Consider the following 21,919-nt stretch of genomic DNA (forward strand, 5'->3'; position numbering starts at 1 on the left):
GCTTTATTAGTGTTTACAGCAATGCAATTACATCATAAAATATTGAAGCAATATTGGGGGTATGATACCTTCCGGCCAATGCAGGAAGAGATCATTACTTCGGTATTGGCCGGTAAGGATACACTGGCTTTGTTGCCTACCGGTGGGGGTAAGTCGCTGTGTTTTCAGATACCTGCGTTGGTGAATGATGGTTTATGCATTGTGGTTTCGCCTTTAATTGCCCTGATGAAAGATCAGGTGGAGAGCTTAAATGCCAAAGGCATAGAAGCTATAGCCATAGTATCGGGCATGAGCAGGCGCGAAGTGGATATAGCGCTTGATAATTGCGTTTACGGCTTTACAAAATTCCTTTACCTTTCGCCGGAGCGTTTGATTTCTGAACTGGTGCGCGAGCGTATCAAATACATGAAGGTAAATTTATTCGCGGTTGATGAGGCGCACTGTATATCCCAGTGGGGATATGATTTCCGGCCATCTTATCTGCATATAGCCGATCTGCGCGAGTTACACCCGGATGTGCCTGTGCTGGCATTAACAGCCACGGCTACAGCCGAGGTGCGGGAAGATATACAGGAAAAACTGCTGTTTAGGCGTCCTGTAGTTTTTCAGCAAAGTTTTGAGCGTAAAAACCTGAGCTATGTGGTACAGCACACCGAAAATAAACTACGTAAATTATTAGATGTAGCCGGCGGAGTAAATGGTAGCGGAATTGTTTATGTACGTACCCGTAAAGAAACTTTTGATATTGCTAAGTTTTACAATGAGAATGGCTTCAGCGCCGATTACTATAACGCCGGACTTAGTATTGAGGAGCGATCGGAAAAACAAGAAGCCTGGAAAAATAACCATACCCGTATAATAGTGGCCACCAATGCCTTTGGGATGGGTATTGACAAGCCCGATGTCCGTTTTGTAATTCATAAAGATGCTCCGGATAGTTTGGAAGCTTATTATCAGGAAGCCGGGCGAGGGGGCAGGGATGAGCAAAAAGCTTACGCGGTATTGCTATACCATACTACCGACCGTATAAGGCAGGAAAAAAAACTGGAACTTAATTTCCCTACGGTTAAAGAGATCAAACAAACTTACCACCACCTGGCTAATTATTGTCAGCTGGCGTATGAGGCCGGCGAAGGCTTGAGTTTTGACCTCGATCTGGCAGAGTTTTGCAGCCGGTTTAAACTGGACGCCCTAAAGACCATTAATGTGCTCAAATTTTTGGAGCAGGACGAATATTTGTCGTTCAACGAGAGTGTTTTTTTACCGTCGCGTTTCCGGTTTGAGGTTTTGAACGAGGAACTTTACAATTTTCAGATCCAGAACCCGGGATGGGATAATTTTATAAAAACGCTTTTACGATCATATGGAGGCGCATTTGAAAATTATGTGCGCCTTAAGGAATTCGAAGTAGCTAAGCGAACAGGCCTGAGCGTACAACAGGTAGTTGAGGGGTTAAAACAATTACAGGATATTAGTTTGCTTACCTATTTGCCACAAAATGATAAGCCGCAACTTACCTGGATAAAAGCCCGGCAGCCAGCCGCTAATTTGTTTATTAACAAAACTTTTATTGATCAGCGAAAGGCCAACTATAAGAAAAAGATAGAGGCCGTTTTTGTTTATGCAGAACACAGTCGCTGCCGCAGCCAGATGCTGCTTGCCTATTTTGATGAGGATAATGCACCCAAATGTGGCGTGTGCGATATTTGCCTGGAAGAAAGGCGCAGCATTAATGCCTCCGAAATAAGTGATATGATAACTAATGAGCTTGTGCAACTCCTAAGCACAGCATCGTACAATATAGATGAGTTGGTAGGCCAGTTAAAGCATGGCACCGAAAAGGAAAGGATAGCTACCATACGTTTATTGCTTGATTCCGGTAAGGTAAAAACCGACGGAGAGCACTATTATCTGTAACGTTACATTATTTATTGATTTTTTCGCCGTCTTAAAACAGCCGTTCGCCGATATAAACATGCCATACGTCTATTTAAGCATAAATCGCTGTAACGTTTTTTAATTGAGATCGTCATATGTGTGTATTTAATAAAAACGATAAACACAAAAATCTGACAATCAAAATATTAATAAAATGAAAACAAAATTTTTAACAATAGCAACCATCTTTACTTTAGCATTAGGAACTGTAACTGCAACCTATGCAAACGATCATAACATCAATCAGGTAACTACTACTTTAACTAACGTAGGCCAGATCAACAAAATTGAAATACGCGGTAATGTTCAGCTCTTCGTATCTGACGGTACTGCCGATGAGGTTAAAGTTTACAATAACTATTATTCCGAAAGCGCCCTGGTGCAAAATAAAAACGGTGTGTTACGCATATCATCATACACCCCGGAAAAATTAGTAGTATGGGTAACCGCGAATGATCTGCGCGCTATTTCAGCTTATGACAATGCACAGGTAAAATCATTCGGTAAGCTTTCAAAGATCGATCTTGCTGTTGACCTTTACAACCACTCATCAGCACAATTAAATTTGGATGCCTTTAACGCTACTATCTCGGTAAACGATCATGCAAAAGCAGACTTGACCGGCAGCGTAAATGAGTACACTTTGTTACACGATCAGTCTGCTACTGTGAACCAATCAAATTTATCAGCCGCCAGAGTTAACGATAAGGTTACTAACCTGCCGGCAGCTCCTGCTCAAAACAATAATGAGCTTGCCATTTTGTAAGCGTTACTTTTGCAAAAGTTCAACATATATTCTGAAAAACTACCGCCACAGTGCGGTAGTTTTTTTTTAGAGGAATTAGTACATGACTTAATCATTGGTCATTGAGTCATTATTTTCTTTTCACTTTCAACTTTTCACTTTTCACTTTTCACTTTTCACTTTCAACTTTCACTTTTCACTTTCAACTTTCAACTTTTCACTTTCAATCTTCCACTCCCTTTCACCGATGCAAATCTGCCGTTTACCGATAATAACCCGGTGTATAACTAATAGGGGCATTTGGGCTGTAACGTTTTGTTTTTGAGGTCGTCATAATAGTGTATTTAAAAACAACAATAGATTAAATAATTGACCATCAAAATATTAAATAAAATGAAAACTGTATTTTTAACAATAGCAACCATCTTTACCTTAGCATTAGGAACTTCAAATTCAACCTATGCCTCAGTAAAAAACAATGATGAAGTGATCACCACATTAACCAATGCTGGCCAGATCAATAAAATTGAATTACGCGGTAATGTGCAACTGTTCGTATCAGACGGTACTGCCGACGAAGTGAAAGTTTACAATCACTATTATGCCGAAAGCGCTTTAGTACAAAACCAAAACGGTGTATTGCGTATCTCATCATACAAGGCAGAAAAATTAGTAGTATGGGTAACTGCAAAAGATCTGCGCTCAATTGCTGCTTATGATAACTCCGAAGTAAAATCATTCGGTAAGCTTTCAAAAATTGATCTTGACGTAGAACTGTACAACAATTCATCAGCCCAGTTAAATGTAGATGCTTACACCGCCAGCATTACCGTTAATGATAACGCAAAAGCTGCTATATCAGGCAACGTAACTGATTACAGCTTAAAATATGACGAAACCGCTAAGGTATCACATGATAACTTTACCGCTGTAAACGCTATCCAAACCCAGGTTAAAGATCGCCATTACAGAGTTAAAAGTGATGAATTAGCAGGTTTGTAAATAAGCACCACTTTCAAAAAGTTCAACATATAATTTAAAAAGCTGTCATACGTTGACGGCTTTTTTTATTTTTGGTGTAACTTCAAAACCTTAAAGGTAGTCCTAACTAAAACACAAACCCACCATGAAAAAAAATCAACTTTATATTGTAGCCTTAGCAGCATTAATTTCGGTAAGTATATTATCATCCTGCGGTCTTGACTGTGTGCGGGGATCAGGCAATGAAACCACCGATAACCGCAAGTTAGGGGAGTTTGACAGGATTGATATATCAGGAGCGTTTAAAGTTACGCTGGTGCAGGATAGCTCTATGGGTGTGAGCATTACTGCCGATGATAACCTGCTTAAGTATATCATCACAAGTGTAAATGGTGGTAAATTACGAATCCATTCCAAAAGAAGCACCTGTAATGTAAACAGAACGATGGTAACTATCGGAGTAAGGGATCTGAAGAAAATTGAAGCCTCAGGTGCAGTAACTATCAATTCAAACGGACGTATTAACACGGGCGATCTGGATCTTGACGTGTCTGGTGCCACCAAAGTAACCATGGACCTGAATGCGGCCACCTTGAACACCAGCGGTTCCGGCGCTACCGAATTGCATTTAACCGGACAGGCCGGCAAACACAATGTTGATTTAAGCGGAACCGGGAAAATTGATGCCCTGGATTTTGTAGTAGGTAAATACGATATTAATACCAGGGGTGCAAGCCACTGCCGCATCAATGTTTTGAACGCTTTGGATGTGCATTCAAGCGGCGCTTCTGATATCGTTTATAAAGGCAACCCATCAACCGTTAATAACGATAAATCCGGAGCGTCATCTATCAAAAAAATAGAATAAAATTTTTTAAGATAAGTGTAACATTTATAGGGGATTTTACGACATAGTTATTATAATAAATTAATAATAATTGTACTAAACCCTATCATGAAAAAGTTTAAAAAATGGATGGCATATCTTGTCATTCTGGTTGTGCTTGTTATAGTAGCAGGCGCATCATACCTCACCCTGGCGCTGCCTAACGTTGGCAAACCCGAAAAACTTCAAGTTGAACTAACGCCCAAGCGTATTGCCAGGGGCAAGTATCTGGCCAATAATGTTTCCGTTTGTATAGATTGCCACTCGGCCAGGCAATGGAATTTATTTGCAGGTCCAATTGATACTAATATAATAGGAGCCGGCGGCGAAAAATTTGATGAACGGGTGAGTTTTCCGGGCACGGTATATGTGCCTAATATCACTCCGGCAAATTTAAAAAGCTGGACAGATGGCGAACTTTATCGCGCCATAACCACCGGCGTAAAAAAAGACGGATCAGCTATTTTTCCGATAATGCCCTATACCTCTTACGGTAAAATGGATAAAGAAGATATTTATAGTATTATAGCTTATTTACGTACGCTTAAACCACATGCGGGTAGTTTTCCTAAAAGACAATTAAACTTTCCGCTTAATTTGCTGGTAAATACCATGCCCCAAAAGGCTGTGGCTGGCAAAGTACCCGATACTGCCAACACATTAAAATATGGCGAATACCTTGTTATGGCTGCCGCATGTGCCGATTGCCATACTAAAGCGGTACAAGGTAAACCCGTACAGGGGATGGACTTTGCCGGTGGTAACGAGTATAATTTAGGAACGGGTTTTACGCTAAGTTCGGCCAATATAACCCCTGACAAAAAAACAGGGATAGGTTTATGGACTAAAGAGCAGTTTATAGCCCGTTTCAGACAATTTGCTGATAGCACAGCTAAACCGGCAAGGGTAAAGCCGGGCGATTTTCAAACCATAATGCCCTGGTGGCGCTATGGCGGCATGAGCGAAAAAGACCTTGCAGCTGTTTATACTTATTTACGAACTGTAAAGCCGGTAAATAATGCTATAGTTAAATTCCGGCCGAATTCTGTTGCAGAAAAAAATTAAAAATAAATTCGTACTTTTGCGCCTCCAAAAGCTGTTGTGTTTGGCTTATATCAAACATGCCAGCTTTAATTTTAAGTATTAAATAATACCCGGTAAAAAAGATGAATATATCACAGGAAAAAATTGATAACCTTAATACAGTAGTAAAAATTAATATTGCCCCGGCCGATTATCAGCCGAAGGTAGAAAAAGCTATAAAAGAGCATGCTAAAAAGGCAAAGATGCCGGGTTTCAGACCGGGGATGGTTCCTGCTGCTCATATCAAAAAAATGTATGGTAAAAGCATTTTGGTTGATGAGATAAATAACCTGTTGTCTGACACACTTAACAAGTACTTAGAAGAACAGCAAATGGAAGTTTTAGGCCAGCCTTTACCTAAAACCGAAGATGATAAAAAAGAATATAACTGGGATTTTGCCGACGATTTTGAATTTAACTATGAAGTTGGCTTAGCTCCGGATTTTGATATCGATTTTTCATCAAAAGATAAGCTTACGCAATATGTAATTAAGGTGGACGATGAAACCTTAGCATCCCGTATAAAAAACATCCGTCGTGGTTATGGCAAAATGACAAATCCTGACGTATCGGCAGATGATGATGTTCTTTATTCCGAATTAACCCAGCTTTCGCCTGATGGTTCTGTTTTTGAGGATGGCATTACTAATACGGCATCAGTTCGTTTAGACCAGATAAAAGATGAAACGATAAAAAAATCTTTGATCGGTTTAAAAAAAGGTGATGAAGTAACACTGGATATTCAGAAAGCCTTTGATAACGACGCTGCTAAGGTAGCCGGTTTATTAAAGATAGAAGAAGATACAGCAGCTGATCTGAAATCAAACTTCCGCTTAACGGTAAAAAATGTTAACCGTTTAGAGGAGAGTGATTTGAATCAGGAGTTCTTTGACAAATTATTTGGTGAAGGTAACGTAACTACCGAAGAAGGTTTCAGGGAAAAAATAACCGAAGAACTGGAAACTATGATGCTGCAGGATGCAGAGCGTAAGTTACAGAACGATATTTATAACTACAGCCTTAATAAAGTTCAGTTTGAATTACCTGATGACTTTTTGAAACGCTGGTTAAAAGCCACTAACGAAAAATTATCAGCAGAAGAATTGGAGGGTGGTTACGCCGATTTTGCTAAAAACCTTAAATGGACGCTTATTGCGAACAAAATAGTTAAGGATAACAAGATCGAAATAAAATATGACGAGGTTTTTGCTTATGCAAAACAAAGCCTTGATCAGCAATTCAGAATGTACAGCCAGCAATCATTACCCGAGGAGCAATTGGCTCAGTATACGGTTCAATATCTGCAGGAGAAAGAGAATGCTAACAAGATATTTGAAGAGGTAAAGGCTGTTAAGGTTTTTGATTATATTAAGAGTGTGATCACCCTTGATAAAAAAGAGATCCTGTTTACTGATTTTAATAAGCTGGAAGACTAAGCGTATTTTTATAAATTATACTTTTATCAAAAGCATCGGCCCAAAGCAGATGCTTTTGTTGTATAAAAAGCCTTCGCTGTTAATTTTACTTTATAAAAACTTTATAGTTTAAAAACTATTCAACTAAAAACTATATTTAGCCCTTTACATAATTAAATACATTATAAAACAATCATATCATGAGTAGTAATATAGATAAAAACGAATTCCGTAAATATGCTGTTAAGCACCATCGTATTAACAGTTTATATGTAGATAAATTTATAGCCGGAGTTGACAGGAGCAAACTGCCAACCGGCATGACCCCATATATTATTGAAGAGCGCCAGATGAATGTGGCCCAGATGGACGTATTTTCACGTTTGATGATGGACCGCATTATTTTCCTGGGCGATGCCATTTATGAAAATATTGCAAACATTATTCAGGCTCAGTTGCTATTCCTGCAGTCGGCAGATAGTAAACGCGATATACAGATCTATATCAATTCACCGGGCGGATCGGTATATGCGGGCTTAGGTATTTATGATACCATGCAATTTATATCAAATGATGTAGCGACTATTTGTACCGGTATGGCGGCATCAATGGGTGCGGTTTTATTATGTGCGGGTACTAACGGCAAACGTGCGGCACTACCACATGCAAGGGTAATGATACACCAGCCATCAGGCGGAGCGCAGGGCCAGCAGTCGGATATCGAGATCACTTATCACGAGATCACTAAGTTGAAAAAAGAGCTTTACCAGATCATTGCTGACCATAGCGGTACATCATACGAAAAAGTTTGGGAAGCGTCAGATCGTGACCATTGGATGATAGCCGAAGAAGCCAAAGAATTTGGTATGGTGGACGAAATATTAAAAGGAAACTCAACAAAAAGCAAATAAATTGCTATTGTATTGTAAGTTAATTACTTAGCTTACTTGCAAAACAGGTAATTATTTGACTATTTTTGATTAAACAAAAAAACATGAACAAGAACAGCAAGGAGATCAGGTGCTCATTTTGTGGAGCAGGCAAACAAGACTCCCTGATGCTGATTGCAGGACTTGATGCACACATTTGTGATAAATGCGTGAATCAGGCTAATGAGATACTGGCAGAGGAGTTGAAAGTGCGAAAGGTTAAAGCATCGCCTGCAACTTTGTCTGTTTTAAAACCGGCAGAGATAAAAGGCCATCTCGATCAATACATAATTGGTCAGGATGATGCTAAAAAAGTTTTATCGGTTGCGGTATACAATCATTACAAGCGTTTAGACCAACGTGTTGATAAGGAGGAGGTAGAGATTGAGAAGTCGAACATCATTATGGTTGGTGAAACCGGTACAGGTAAAACCTTACTGGCAAAAACACTGGCCAAAATATTGAATGTGCCGTTTTGCATATGCGATGCCACCGTATTAACGGAAGCAGGTTATGTTGGCGAGGATGTGGAAAGTATTCTTACCCGTTTACTGCAATCTGCCGATTATGATGTAACCACTGCCGAACGTGGCATTGTTTATATTGATGAGGTTGATAAAATAGCTCGCAAAAGCGATAATGCATCCATTACCCGTGATGTATCCGGCGAGGGTGTACAACAGGCCCTGTTAAAAATACTGGAAGGTACCATGGTTAACGTACCGCCACAGGGCGGTCGTAAGCACCCTGATCAGAAAATGATCACGGTAAATACCAATAATATCCTGTTTATATGTGGCGGTGCATTTGATGGCATCGATAAAAAGATAGCTAACCGCCTGCGTACACAAACGGTAGGGTATAAGTTTAAGCATGAGGACGGTGAGGTGGATATGAAAAACCTGTATAAATACATCACTCCGCAGGATCTTAAATCATTTGGGTTGATACCTGAGCTGATAGGCCGTTTACCCGTGCTTACCTACTTAAACCCGCTGGACAGGGATGCATTGCACAATATTCTTACAGAGCCAAAGAATTCTTTGCTTAAGCAATATAAAAAGCTGTTTGAATACGAGGGGGTAAAGCTGGAATTTGATAAAGAAGTGCTTGACTTTATAGTGGATAAAGCCATGGAGTTCAAATTAGGCGCCAGAGGGTTGCGTTCTATCTGCGAGGCCATAATGATAGACGCGATGTTTGAATTTCCGTCAAAAAATGATGTGAAGCGTTTAAACGTTACTATAGATTATGCCAGGGAGAAGTTTGAAAAGTCGGACCTTAAAAAGTTAAAAGTGGCTTAACAATAAAAATATAGTTTACATCTATATTTGAGATAGTAGTGAACCCTGGTGCAACGCCGGGGTTTGCTGTATAAAAACTATCCGGTAAATTAATAAAGAGCCTGTAACAAGGCAAGGAGAAAATATGAACGAAGAATTAGATATCAAGAAAGATGAAACCGGAAAGCCGGAGAAAAAAGTAAAAGAAGTACAATCGGCCGTAAAAAACGGCCTTAAAACCAAGGAGGCCATTGTGGCTAACTGGCTCCCGCGTTATACGGGCAGGCCGGTAAAGGAATTCGGAGAGTATATTATATTAACCAATTTCTCAAAATACCTGCAACTGTTTTCAGAATGGCATGGTAACGCCCCCATTGTGGGTATGGATAAACCCATGCAAAGTGTAAGTGCTGACGGTATAACCATTATTAATTTTGGTATGGGTAGCCCGGTAGCCGCTACGGTTATGGATCTGCTCACTACTATTCAACCAAAAGCCGTAATATTTTTAGGAAAATGCGGCGGTTTAAAAAAGAAGAATAAAGTAGGCGATCTGATATTACCCATTGCAGCTATAAGGGGCGAGGGTACATCAAACGATTATTTACCTGCCGAAGTTCCGGCGCTGCCATCATTTGCGCTGCAAAAGGCCATATCAACCACCATACGCGACTATGGACGCGATTACTGGACCGGAACCTGTTACACCACTAACCGACGTGTTTGGGAGCATGACAGAGATTTTAAACGATACCTGAAAGATTTACGGGCCATGGCTATAGATATGGAAACCGCTACCATATTTACCACTGGCTTTGCCAACAAGATACCTACGGGAGCTTTACTACTGGTATCTGACCAGCCAATGATCCCTGAAGGGGTTAAAACCGCTGAAAGCGACTCCAATGTTACGGAGCAGTTTGTGGAAACACACTTGCGTGTAGGTATCGAATCGTTAAAACAACTGATAAATGGCGGCTTAACGGTTAAGCACCTGAAATTTTAACAGGGATAAACCGGTTAATTACATAACGTTTACGATAATATCCGCCCGGAAAGTTATTTTTGGGAACTAACCTGTTTTGTATATCTGCTAAGTAGAACTTGAATTATGTGGTACAATAATATACTGGAAACCATCGGCGATACGCCCCTGGTAAAATTAAATAAGATAGTTAAGGACATTCCTGCAACGGTTTTAGCAAAAATAGAGACTACTAACCCCGGTAACTCTATTAAAGATCGTATGGCTCTTAAAATGATAGAAGATGCCGAAAAAAGCGGTAAGCTTAAACCCGGCGGAACTATTATAGAGGGTACATCGGGTAATACCGGTATGGGCCTGGCTATTGCCGCGGTAATAAAAGGTTACAAATGTATTTTTACAAGTACCGATAAACAGTCAAAAGAGAAATTTGACGCTTTACGCGCATTTGGTGCCGAAGTGATTGTTTGTCCCACAAATGTTGACCCTGAGGATCCACGTTCTTACTATTCTGTATCATCGCGTTTGGAGCGGGAGGTGCCTAATTCATGGAAGCCTAATCAATACGATAACCTGTCGAATTCGCAGGCGCACTACGAGCAAACCGGACCCGAAATATGGGAACAAACCGAAGGTAAAATAACGCACCTGGTTGTGGGTGTAGGCACGGGCGGTACTATATCTGGCACGGCACGCTATTTAAAAGAGAAAAATCCGGATATACAGGTATTAGGTATTGATACCTACGGTTCGGTATTTAAAAAATATAAAGAGACAGGTATACTCGACAAAAACGAAATATATCCTTACATCACTGAAGGTATAGGCGAGGATTTTTTGCCGCAGAATGTTGATTTCAGCCTGATAGATCATTTTGAGAAAGTAACCGATAAGGATGCTGCTTTAATGACGCGCGAGATAGCACGTAAGGAAGGAATTTTTGCGGGTAATTCCACCGGATCTGCTATAGCGGGTTTGCTGCAAATGAAAGATCGTTTCAAGGAAGGAGATATTGTTGTAGTTATTTTCCCCGACCACGGCTCACGCTACATGGGTAAAATGTATAACGACGACTGGCTGCGCGATCATGGCTTTTTAAAGGAAGAAAAACTGACCGCGCTCCATATCATCAACAAAAAGGAAAATCAGGAAATAGTAACCATTGACTGTGAGAAAACGGTTCTTGAAGCTATAAATACCATAAAATCGCTGAATATATCACAAATACCTGTAACGCAAAAGGGTATGGTTATCGGTAAGATAACAGAAAGCGATATTTTAAATTCGCTGATGGAAAACCCGGGGATAAAATCGCAGCCTGTACAAAGTATTTCAACAGCGCCGTTTCCGTTTATTGATCTGAATACCTCGATAGATAAGATATCCGGCATGATCAATAAAGACAATATCGCCGTTTTAGTGGAGGATGAAAACGGTAAAATAGAGATCATTACGCAATACGATATCATTAACGCGATATCGGCTTAATTTAAGGTTAAAACCAAATACTTAAAAGAGGTGCTGTGCGTTGTGTACAGTACCTCTTTTTGTATATTTAATGGTATTTAAATAACTCTTATGAATTTTCGTAAACTGTTTTTATTACTACTGTTTTTTCCCTTTTCGTTGGCTGCCATTGCGCAAACACCTGAAACCGTTTTTTTGAAATGGAAATTAAAACCGGGTGAAGTGCTTGCCTACAAAACAATAATGGAAACAGATACCACGGATAATAAAGGTGTGTTACTAAATGGCGGTTTAATTAATCAAGTAATGGGAAGCGATTCATCTTCCGGGGAGGTAAAGAAGCTCCTTAAGCAACTTACTGAATTATCCGGTGGAAATGGTATAACTACGTTTCTGCGTAAAAGCTCAAAAAATGATGGCATATCGGTGGAAATGGTTGCCGAACAATCCAAAGGGAAAGCTGTTGCCGATACATCATATTTAGGCCGAATGCACGCAATGATACAGAATATGACCGGTGGTGTTATGTTAAGGGGCGAACTGAATACCAATGGCAGCATAAAGAGTTTTTATTTAAAAAATCAACAAAAGAATTTAGTAGCAGTGTTTTTTGAACTACCGGTTAAGGCTGTAAAAAAAGGGGATAAGTGGAGTTTGGATGTCAATTTAATAGCAATGGATCAGTCGTTTCAATGCGATAGTGCCTACAAGAAAAACGAAGTCACCCTATCTGATATAGTAGTCAGGAACGGTGAGCATGTTGCCAAAGTGAAATATGATATATGTGAATATGTTAGTGGTAATATGGTAGCGTTTGGGAGCGGCCACGTAAAAATGGTTATGAAAGTAGCTTTTAATGGTACGGCCGATTTTTCTATCGAGAAAGGCAGATGGATACGTTATGAAGGGTTGATGTCAAATATGTCAAAGGGATTTATGTCGAGCGATTATTCACAGAAGTTTGCGCTTATCCCGGTAAGGGATAATTAACCATCCAAATTATTAAAATTTACCATTTCTTAAAAATAACAAATACAGCCAGTACGATAAGCCCAAAGCCTACCAGGTGGTTCCAGGCAAGTTTTTCTGTTTTAAAGAACAACAAGGTAAACACCATAAAAATAATAAGTGTAATAGCTTCTTGTATGGTTTTTAGCTGAACCAAATTAAACGGGCCGCCATCGCCCTTAAAGCCTGCGCGGTTTGCAGGTACCTGAAACAGATACTCAAAAAATGCCAGCCCCCAGCTTATCAGAATAATGGATAGCAGTCCTAAATTCTTCCCCCAGGAAAAGTCTTTAAATTTTAAATGCCCGTACCAGGCAAAGGTCATAAAGGTGTTGGAAATAGTGAGGAACAGAATGGTTTTAAGCCCGCGCATAATGTTGCAATATTCACTTAATGTAAGATCAAAAATAACTGATTTGTTTTCGTCCTGATGAGTAAACTTAAATAATTATTCCATCCGCTTTTTTGCCAGCTCGGCTTTATAGATATCGTTAAGCTTAGGTGATGGGTTTACCAGCAGATAAATACTTGTGCCCTTTTCGCGTGCCAGCGGGTTTAATACTTCGCCTGTTTTACTATAGCTCTGTAACAGAGGTTTTAATCTGCTTTCCACGTTCACATCATCATCTACATATATGATATAGCGGGCGTTAAGGTTATCAGGCGCCCACAGGGTAAAACTGCTGTTTAAACTCACCACATCGGGCAAATCATATTTTTTACGGTATTGGTGTATAGCGCCGGCTTCGCCATAATTATCAGTATATATTTGCGTTTGTTTTTGCTGTTCGGGTGTTAAGCTATGATAGGTTTTGGCAACCTTTTGCGCCATTTCATCCCAACCCAGCATATCGGCATAGTCCTGCGTGGTAGCGTGTTGTTTTTGATCTTCCCAGGTGGTAATAAAATTTAAAAATGGCATATTTTTTTGAGTGTACCTGAAAAAGCCAAGCGTAGTATTTAAAGGTAATACCGGCAGCACAATGGGCAGCAATATAATATTAGGAAGTATAAACAATAAAACAGCGGCTATGCGTAATACATAATAAGATCGTTTAAGCAATCGTTCAAATGCGAAACCGCCTGCGGCAAAAAGCATGGGATAGGCGCCAAAAAGGTAATAACTTTTGCCATTCATTTTAAGCAGGAATAAAAATATGATGATGTAAGCTATGGCCACAAAACGGAACCTGCGCAGCTTAAAAGAGAAGAGCAGGCAGGCGAAACCAATTAACCATATAAACAGCGACAGGCCATTCACCATTAGCTGTTGCATAATAAACTCGGAAGGTTTAATATACTCCAACTGCGTTTCTCTTAACGCTTTCATGTGGTTTATCACCGGCAGATGATGCGTTAATTGCCATATAGCATTAGGCAGGAATATAACTATGGCTATTGCCGCCGAAAAGAATACATGTTTATTAAAAAGCAGCTTACGCTCGCGACTTATTAAAATACCAATGATAAGTGCAAACGTGAAAAACGCCATGGTGTACTTGGTGAGCATTCCGAAACCAACGGCAACGCCCAGCCAATACAAGTATCTTACATCGGCAGTATTTAAATATTTAATAAACAGCCAAACGGTTAAAACCCACCAGAGCTGATCAAAAACTACAGGTTGAAAAAGGTATTCGCTTGCTGCAAATGCAGGTGAAAAAATAAGTGCTAAACAGGCCAATGTAATGGCAAACCTACGACCGCCCAGTTCCACGGTGATGCGTCCGGTTAACCATATAATAAGTCCGGCGGCAATGGTGCTAAATATGCGGGCAGCAAATACAGAATAACCGAAAAGCGAATGGGTTAAGTTAGCGAGTAAAGCTATAAAAGGCGGAACTTCTTTATATCCCCAATCCAGATGGTCGCCTAAAACCAAATGCAGCAGCTCATCGCGATGAAAACCAAAGCGACTGATGGCAAAAAGATTCAATAATACTTTTAGCGCAACAAATATCAGTATGAAGGCTGCATATGTCGACCTCCGGTTTTTGTAGGGCATTTTACAGTTTTAGGTTGGTGTTGAAAGTAAGGCCTAAAGCTAAAAAAAATGTTTAATGCTAAAAAGCTGGCCGCCTAAATATTTAGGCGGCCAGCTTTCCAAAAAAAACTCAGAACTAAACTAATTTAATATCGGCCCCTAAAGCTCTCAGGCGTTCATCGATATGCTGATAACCGCGACCAATTTGTTCAATATTATATATGGTTGATTTGCCTTGTGCAGACAAGGCAGCTATAAGTAATGATACCCCGGCACGTATATCAGGAGAGGTCATGGAGATACCACGTAGCTGCACCTGTTTATCGAGGCCTATAACTGTTGCACGGTGCGGATCGCATAAAATAATGTTAGCACCCATATCCAGCAGTTTATCAACAAAGAACAACCTGCTCTCAAACATTTTTTGATGAATGAGTACTGATCCCTTTGCCTGTGTGGCAACTACCAGCACAATGCTGAGCAGATCGGGCGTAAAGCCCGGCCATGGGGCATCGGCTACGGTAAGCAGTGAGCCATCTATAAAAGTATCTATCTCGTAATGATCCTGCGAGGGAATGTAAATATCATCACCCCTTAACTCCATTTTTATACCTAAGCGTTTAAAAACGTCAGGTATCATCCCCAATTCTTTGTAATGAACATCTTTAATGGTGATCTCGGAACCGGTCATGGCAGCCAGGCCAATAAAAGAGCCGATCTCAATCATGTCAGGCAGCATGCGGTGTTCAGTGCCATGCAATTCGCTAACGCCCTCAATAGTAAGCAGGTTTGATGCAATACCGCTTATTTTTGCTCCCATTCGGTTGAGCATTTTACATAACTGCTGCAGGTAGGGTTCGCAGGCGGCATTATAAATGGTGGTGGTACCTTTCGCTAATACCGCTGCCATTACTATATTGGCTGTGCCCGTTACCGAGGCCTCATCAAGTAAAATATAAGTACCCTGCAAATTCGAGGCATCTACATTAAAGAAACCGTTCTCTGGGTTGTAGTCAAAACGTGCTCCCAGTTTCTCAAATCCTAAAAAGTGGGTATCCAAACGGCGGCGGCCAATTTTATCGCCTCCGGGTTTTGGTATGGAAGCCTTACCGAAACGTGCCAGTAATGGTCCTACTATCATGATTGAGCCGCGTAAACTGCCGCCCTTTGTTTTAAAAGCATCGGAAAGGAAAAAGTTGAGGTCGATATCCTTGGCTTCAAAAGTGTAGGTGTCGGCAGATATTCTTTCTACTATTACTCCCATATCACCCAGCAGTTCAATTAATCTGTTCACATCCTGAATATCAGGAATATTGCTGATGGTTATTTTTTCGCTGGTTAATAAAACAGCCGAAAGTATTTGTAATGCTTCGTTTTTTGCTCCTTGCGGAGTTATTTCCCCCTTAAGTTTCTTGCCGCCGTTTATCTCGTATGCGTTTCTCATGCTATATATTAACTATCTAATGTTTATGTTTTGATGTAACAGTTTATTGCACACTGTTGCCGGCAAAGATTAGAAAATAATCAGAATTAATTCCGGCGATCAAAACGGGGCCATCATTATACTGCTGATAGCCAGTGTACTTATTAATATTTTTTTGAATTATTGTTTCGTCCGCGGTTATTATTGTTATTGCGGTTGTTATTGTTGTTTGAACGTCCGCGGTTGTTATTGTTATTTGAACGTCCGCGGTTGTTATTGTTACTTTGGTTGTTATGCGTATTGGTACGGAACTCCACACGGTTAAGGTTAACGCTATCGTCTAATTTTAATTCACCGTTAGAGAGGCGCAGTAAGTCAGAGAAAATGATCTCATCGGCAACGGAGTCTTTGTTCCATTGTACATAGGCCATTTTCATGAAATTGGCAATAGCCTGTACCATATGCTGTTTACGATCGGGTTCTTCTATACTTTTGGCCTTTTCTATCATCAGTTCAATGGTTTTACCATAGTGCTTGAATTTAATACGCTGATTCGGATATTTTAAAGGCTCAGGTTTCAGATGGATAGCTTCCGGATCTGGTTTTGGGTACGGCGAATCCACATCTATCTTATAATCGGAGATGATGTGCAGGTGATCCCATAGCTTATGTTTAAAATCGGCCACATCACGCAAATGAGGGTTTAAGAAACCCATCAGATCAATCACCACAAGTGCATAACGGTTGCGTTCTTCCTTAGTGGGCAGCTCGCAAATATATTTCACCATATTTTGCACGTTACGTCCGTATTCTGATAGTATAAGTTTTTTCCGGGTAGAGTTATAATCAAACTCTCCGGGCATAGTTGTTAATGCCATATTATATTTATAAAAAGTTTTTTTTAAGTTTTTTCCGGCACATGATCAGTTTTTGAGAAGATTAAAAACCGGAGTGCCAAAATGAAAGTATCAATGGGTACTGCAAATGTAACGTATTTGTTTTTAATGTACAAACAACATAATGGGATGTAAATTGTGTTATTTTAGTAAATAAAGTAAACACAATTTAATATTACAGCATGATCATCACCTCAGTTGATATCTACCGTTTTAGCATCCCGATGGAGCCCTTTACTATTGCTACGGGTACCATGAATTATGCGCAGAACGTTTTTATACGTGTACACACCAACGCAGGAATTTACGGTGTAGGGGAGTGCTCTGCTTTTCCGATGATAGTGGGCGAAACGCAGGATACCTGTTTAATGATGGCCAAAGAATTCGCCAGATTATGGAAAGGAGCCAACGCATTAGATATTGCCGCCCGTTTACAGCAACTGGATGATTTTACCGCAGGTAACACCACTATAAAAAGCGCCTTTGATATAGCTTTACATGATATTGCTGCCAAAAATGCGGAATTGCCGCTTTATAAATATTTAAACGGCCATAAAAGGATTGTAGAAACAGATATAACCATTGGAATAAACACTCCGGTTAAAATGGCCGGAAAAGCAAAAGAATTTAAAACCCTCGGTGCAAACTTCATTAAAGTTAAGTTAGGCAAAAATGCTGCTGAGGATGTGGAGCGTATAAGGCATATAAGGGAAACTATTGGTTACGCTATTAAATTAAGACTTGATGCTAACCAGGGCTGGAGTTTTGATGATGCCGTTTTTGCTTTGCAGGCATTGGGTAAATATGAGATAGAGTTTTGTGAACAACCTATGCGTACCTGGTATGACGATAAATTGCCCGCACTGATGAGGCTATCACCCGTAAAAATAATGGCTGATGAAAGTGTTTACAACCACCATGATGCCCGCAGGCAGATAGAGAGCAATAGTTGCCACTATATTAATATAAAAATGGCCAAATGCGGCGGTATAGCCGAAGCCAGGCGGATACATGATATTGCGGAACAAAAAGGTATACCTTGCATGATGGGGGGTATGCTGGAAAGCCGTATTGCATTAAGCGCTAAGTTGCATTTTGTTTATGCCAGCCCCAACATTAAATTTTATGACATGGATACCTGTATGCTTGGCCATTTGGCAGACCCATGTACAGGCGGGGTAACTTACGATGGATACCAGTTAAACATCAGCGACCAGCCAGGAATAGGGGCCGATGCAGATGAGCAGTTTTTAAAGGGTTGTGAAAGGTATTCGATTTAAAAACTTATATTAGTTTATCAATTGACTTTATTGATTAGTCATTTATACATCAACTATTAACCTTAAACTACTTATCATGGCATTAACTTCTATCGCTGACATTTGTTCATTAAAAATGTATAATGGAGCTGACCGTATTGTATTTGTATCAGATCAAATAACTGGTGGGGTATTTTATTATGAAGATAATCCTTGCCATTCGTATACGCCTTATGAAAACACTTTTACTTTTAACGGAGTAGAAATTACAGATGGGGCTTCAAATTCATTTGTAGATCATGGCTTTCTTAATGGACAAGTTATCACAATCCAAGGAACGACATATAACAATGGAATATATGTCATAGCTTCAGTTACTCCTGAAAAGATAACAATAGCAAGTACTGGTTCATTTGAAAATGAGACGGTAGCTTCAACTATAACCCTAGAAGATGGTGGAATTATTTTCGATGCTCCGGGAATTGAGTCCGGATATTGGAGGCGTCAATTTGATCAAAAAGATGGGATAAGTGTTAGCTGGTTTGGCGCACAAGGAAATGCACTGTATTATAACTCTGCTGATAAAGAATGGTATACAACTACTTCATATACTACATTGGCTAATGATGATACCCTTTCAATTCAAACTACATTAAATTATGCAACCGTTATATATAAAAACATTAAAAAAGTTGTAATTCCACCCGGAAAATATGCACATAACACAATTTATGTCCCTTCAGGAGTTTTATTAACCGGCTCTGGAAGTACATTTGAAGCTTTAAATCGTGCAACATCTCAACTCGTTAAAAAAACTGGAGGAGGAGATAGCATTAGATTAATTGAAAAAACAAAAGGTGAGTCAAGATTATATTGGTTTGGCGGAATAACCAATCTTGAATTTTATGGACAACCTTTTAATACAGAAGGGTGGGCAATATCCTGTAGAAATAAAGATGGAGATGTTATAGCTCCTATGGATATGAATTTCTTCGAGAATTTAGAAATGAGAAACTACACTCAAGGGGGTATAGAATTCCCTGATTTGGCGGTTCCATTATATGTGAAAAATATAAAAGGAATGGGAATGAAAAATGGTCCTGTAATTTTTATAGGATCATTAAGTTCAGGTAAATCTGGGCAATCACTTAATATTGATAATCTTTCAGCAGATAATTGTGCACAGGGAGCAATTTGCTTGAATAATTTAAATGGATCAAATAATGTTATAATAAATAATCTTAAATCGGAGCAAGGATTTAATACATCTGTTTTAAATCAACCAAATGCTCAAATCAATCCAATTATCTGTATTGATTGCGAGAATTCCTCTATTATTGTAGATAATGCTAATCATCAAAGTACGGGAATTTATCCAGGAACTTTAGCTGGTAATCCTGTCATATCCTCTTCTAATCCAGGAACAATAAATCTTTCCCAATCATTTACTGAAGATACAAAAGTCAGGTTTTACACTACTGGCAGTTTACCGGATAATATTATTGCAGGGCAGCTTTATTATGTTCTTGCATCAGAACTTTCGAGCTCTTCTTTTCAAATTTCAAATGTTCCTGGTGGCCCCCCCATAAATACAACAACCGGCTTACAATCCGGAACCCATAGTTTATATTTTATTTCTCCTGAAAGTGCAGTTTCATATACTACACCCGGAGATTTGATCTCAATTGAAAAATCATTTACTGAAGCCCCTGTGATAAGTATTTCAAATCCTGCTCAAATTACATTAACATCACATTTCTTAATCGCAGGAGATACTGTTAAATTTTATACAACTGGTGAATTACCCGCAAATATAATTATAGGTCAAATATATTATGTCCTTTCAGCGGGCTTATCAACAAATACTTTTCGCATTTCTACTGAAATTAATGGCGAAGCAGTAGATACATCAAATGGAACCCAATCCGGAACACATCGTGTATATAAGCAAGTTATAACCGGGGACTTGCCTAAGTTAACCTGGCGTGGAATTGCTATGAGAGTCCGAGAATCGGATTATGGAATTATTCCATTTGTTATATCTAAATCCAATACTTCTTATACTGTTTCTCAAGGAGATTTTAATATAGAAAAGCATAGTATTAATGTAATTCAAAAAAAATATAATTCAATATTAGATATTGAGGACTCATCGGTTGAAACTAATAATTCGAAAATGCTTTTTGGAACAGGAAATGTGGAAACTACCTCAAAAATGACAATAGGTGGTGAAAATATGTTTGCTCCTGCATGGAAGAAAACTGGAATAAACCTTCGTATACCGGGGGCTAGCTATACTGATTATTCAAGCATTGAAAATGAGACAGTACCTTTAGTGGCAATTAACTCATTTGATGGTGGAGATATAATAAATTGTATTAATGAGGATGTTAGTTTAACTGAAGCAACTACTATATATATTGAAAGTAGTCCTGTTTCTGGGTTGCCAGGGAATCCAACTATTGGTAGTAGTTACGGGTTAATTGCTGACAGCTCGGCTATGGTAAAATTTAAAGGATTTGTTGGAGTGGGAACGGCGTCTACTCAACCTTTGGCTATGCTTCATTTACAAGGAGCATTTAGCGCAGATTCATGGGCAACTAAAGGAATCCAACTAAAAATATCGGGAAATACAATAACAGATAATACTTCATCCGGAACTATCACAAATTCATATGCCAATGTTATTAATGGTGCTAAACTGGCTGCTATTAATACTTTAACTATAACTGACGCAGTCACATTATATATTGATTCACCAACTGCTGGCACAAATTCAACTATAGTGAATCCATATTCTTTAAAATTGGGAGGCGCTATGAAGTTGGCTGCGGGTAATACGGCTTTTGCTCCTGTTAAGTTCGTTAGTGGACCAGATAAAATAACATGGGCGGTAGGGGATATGGGATTTGGTCCCTCATCTGGTACTAATAGATTTGTTTTGGTTCCTACAGGCAATACACCAAAAAGAATTGCATTGATTAATGATATGAATCCAGCTAATGGTCAAATTCCAATTGGTAATGGAACTGACTTCACAAGTGTAAATTTAACAGCAGGAAATGGAGTTGAAATTAATAACGGATCGGGTTCTGTAACAATTGGTCTTGGATCTACAATTATTCAATCGACAGACCCGACAACTACAGATATAGAAAATGGTAATTATAGAATATATAAAAACTCAACAACAAGTGTAATTAAACTATGGGTTAATGACAATGGTAATTTAAAAAGCGTTATTTTAAGTTGATTATGGAAACTATAATATTAAAAGTTTACGAAGCTATAAATCTAGAAGCCGAAATTTTGGATATATTAAAACTTAAGGCACCAATAAAATTGAAATTTACACTTACAGATTTATTGTTAAAAACCCAATATAGTTTAGCAGCTGCTAAACAATTATTATCAGCTCTTTTTGAAAAGTATGGTGAAATTGATGAAAGCAACCCTGCCATATCAATATTACCACAATTTATTGAGGGAACTTCAAAAAAAACCGATTCATTTTTGGAATATGAAGCGATTAATAATTGTGAAATCGAGATTCAATATAAATATATTGATCTCGATTTATTTGAAAACATAGAAAGCGATAATAATTATCCTATTTTGTTTCGCTTAATAAAATAAT

18 protein-coding genes are annotated in these 21,919 nt (G+C 39.1%); 14 read left to right on the forward strand and 4 right to left on the reverse strand.

The genetic code is table 11. The annotated features are described in order from the left end of the window. Positions 1 to 21: 21 nt before the first annotated feature. The 11 genes from I5M19_RS16430 to I5M19_RS16480 all read left to right on the forward strand — a co-directional run bounded on the left by I5M19_RS16430 (position 22) and on the right by I5M19_RS16480 (position 12,702). A complete protein-coding gene (locus I5M19_RS16430) occupies positions 22 to 1,917 on the forward strand; it encodes a RecQ family ATP-dependent DNA helicase (protein WP_200067444.1) in 1,896 nt (631 codons plus the stop codon). Between the two features lie 175 nt (positions 1,918 to 2,092). After that, positions 2,093 to 2,704: a GIN domain-containing protein gene (locus I5M19_RS16435; RefSeq protein WP_200067445.1), complete on the forward strand. Its 612-nt coding sequence runs from the start codon at positions 2,093 to 2,095 to the stop codon at positions 2,702 to 2,704. A gap of 372 nt (positions 2,705 to 3,076) precedes the next feature. Further along, positions 3,077 to 3,685, forward strand: coding sequence for a GIN domain-containing protein (locus tag I5M19_RS16440; RefSeq protein ID WP_200067446.1), 609 nt, complete (start codon positions 3,077 to 3,079; stop codon positions 3,683 to 3,685). 124 nt (positions 3,686 to 3,809) lie between these two features. Then, on the forward strand, positions 3,810 to 4,532 hold the full coding sequence (locus tag I5M19_RS16445) for a head GIN domain-containing protein (protein ID WP_200067447.1): 723 nt from the start codon (positions 3,810 to 3,812) through the stop codon (positions 4,530 to 4,532). A gap of 87 nt (positions 4,533 to 4,619) precedes the next feature. Beyond that, positions 4,620 to 5,615, forward strand: coding sequence for a c-type cytochrome (locus tag I5M19_RS16450; protein WP_200067448.1), 996 nt, complete (start codon positions 4,620 to 4,622; stop codon positions 5,613 to 5,615). Between the two features lie 101 nt (positions 5,616 to 5,716). Further along, positions 5,717 to 7,069, forward strand: a complete 1,353-nt coding sequence (gene tig / locus I5M19_RS16455; protein WP_200067449.1) for a trigger factor — start codon at positions 5,717 to 5,719, stop codon at positions 7,067 to 7,069. Positions 7,070 to 7,248: 179 nt separating this feature from the next. After that, positions 7,249 to 7,959, forward strand: coding sequence for an ATP-dependent Clp endopeptidase proteolytic subunit ClpP (clpP, locus tag I5M19_RS16460; protein ID WP_200067450.1), 711 nt, complete (start codon positions 7,249 to 7,251; stop codon positions 7,957 to 7,959). An 83-nt stretch (positions 7,960 to 8,042) separates the two neighbouring features. Next, the gene (clpX, locus tag I5M19_RS16465; protein WP_200067451.1) at positions 8,043 to 9,281 is read left to right on the forward strand and encodes an ATP-dependent Clp protease ATP-binding subunit ClpX; all 1,239 of its coding nucleotides are present in this window, start codon (positions 8,043 to 8,045) and stop codon (positions 9,279 to 9,281) included. 124 nt (positions 9,282 to 9,405) lie between these two features. Then, positions 9,406 to 10,266, forward strand: a complete 861-nt coding sequence (locus tag I5M19_RS16470; RefSeq protein ID WP_200067452.1) for an AMP nucleosidase — start codon at positions 9,406 to 9,408, stop codon at positions 10,264 to 10,266. A 105-nt stretch (positions 10,267 to 10,371) separates the two neighbouring features. Continuing rightward, on the forward strand, positions 10,372 to 11,733 hold the full coding sequence (locus I5M19_RS16475) for a pyridoxal-phosphate dependent enzyme (protein ID WP_200067453.1): 1,362 nt from the start codon (positions 10,372 to 10,374) through the stop codon (positions 11,731 to 11,733). Between the two features lie 90 nt (positions 11,734 to 11,823). After that, positions 11,824 to 12,702: a hypothetical protein gene (locus I5M19_RS16480; protein ID WP_200067454.1), complete on the forward strand. Its 879-nt coding sequence runs from the start codon at positions 11,824 to 11,826 to the stop codon at positions 12,700 to 12,702. A gap of 19 nt (positions 12,703 to 12,721) precedes the next feature. Here the strand turns inward: I5M19_RS16480 and I5M19_RS16485 are convergent, their stop codons facing one another. The 4 genes from I5M19_RS16485 to I5M19_RS16500 all read right to left on the reverse strand — a co-directional run bounded on the left by I5M19_RS16485 (position 12,722) and on the right by I5M19_RS16500 (position 17,005). Beyond that, a complete protein-coding gene (locus tag I5M19_RS16485; protein WP_200067455.1) occupies positions 12,722 to 13,093 on the reverse strand; it encodes a DMT family protein in 372 nt (123 codons plus the stop codon). Between the two features lie 75 nt (positions 13,094 to 13,168). Then, the gene (locus I5M19_RS16490; RefSeq protein WP_200067456.1) at positions 13,169 to 14,725 is read right to left on the reverse strand and encodes an ArnT family glycosyltransferase; all 1,557 of its coding nucleotides are present in this window, start codon (positions 14,723 to 14,725) and stop codon (positions 13,169 to 13,171) included. Positions 14,726 to 14,840: 115 nt separating this feature from the next. Beyond that, positions 14,841 to 16,148: a UDP-N-acetylglucosamine 1-carboxyvinyltransferase gene (gene murA / locus I5M19_RS16495; protein ID WP_200067457.1), complete on the reverse strand. Its 1,308-nt coding sequence runs from the start codon at positions 16,146 to 16,148 to the stop codon at positions 14,841 to 14,843. Between the two features lie 143 nt (positions 16,149 to 16,291). Next, positions 16,292 to 17,005: a DUF4290 domain-containing protein gene (locus I5M19_RS16500; RefSeq protein ID WP_235985864.1), complete on the reverse strand. Its 714-nt coding sequence runs from the start codon at positions 17,003 to 17,005 to the stop codon at positions 16,292 to 16,294. Between the two features lie 200 nt (positions 17,006 to 17,205). Here I5M19_RS16500 and I5M19_RS16505 point away from each other — a divergent pair, with 200 nt between their 5' ends. From I5M19_RS16505 to I5M19_RS16515, 3 genes are all read left to right on the forward strand, one after another. Further along, positions 17,206 to 18,303: a mandelate racemase/muconate lactonizing enzyme family protein gene (locus I5M19_RS16505; protein ID WP_200067458.1), complete on the forward strand. Its 1,098-nt coding sequence runs from the start codon at positions 17,206 to 17,208 to the stop codon at positions 18,301 to 18,303. 76 nt (positions 18,304 to 18,379) lie between these two features. Beyond that, on the forward strand, positions 18,380 to 21,535 hold the full coding sequence (locus I5M19_RS16510; protein ID WP_200067459.1) for a hypothetical protein: 3,156 nt from the start codon (positions 18,380 to 18,382) through the stop codon (positions 21,533 to 21,535). A 2-nt stretch (positions 21,536 to 21,537) separates the two neighbouring features. Continuing rightward, positions 21,538 to 21,918: a hypothetical protein gene (locus I5M19_RS16515; RefSeq protein WP_200067460.1), complete on the forward strand. Its 381-nt coding sequence runs from the start codon at positions 21,538 to 21,540 to the stop codon at positions 21,916 to 21,918. Position 21,919 lies beyond the last annotated feature (1 nt).

It is taken from the genome of Mucilaginibacter segetis, assembly GCF_016522075.1.
GTDB lineage: Bacteria > Bacteroidota > Bacteroidia > Sphingobacteriales > Sphingobacteriaceae > Mucilaginibacter > Mucilaginibacter segetis.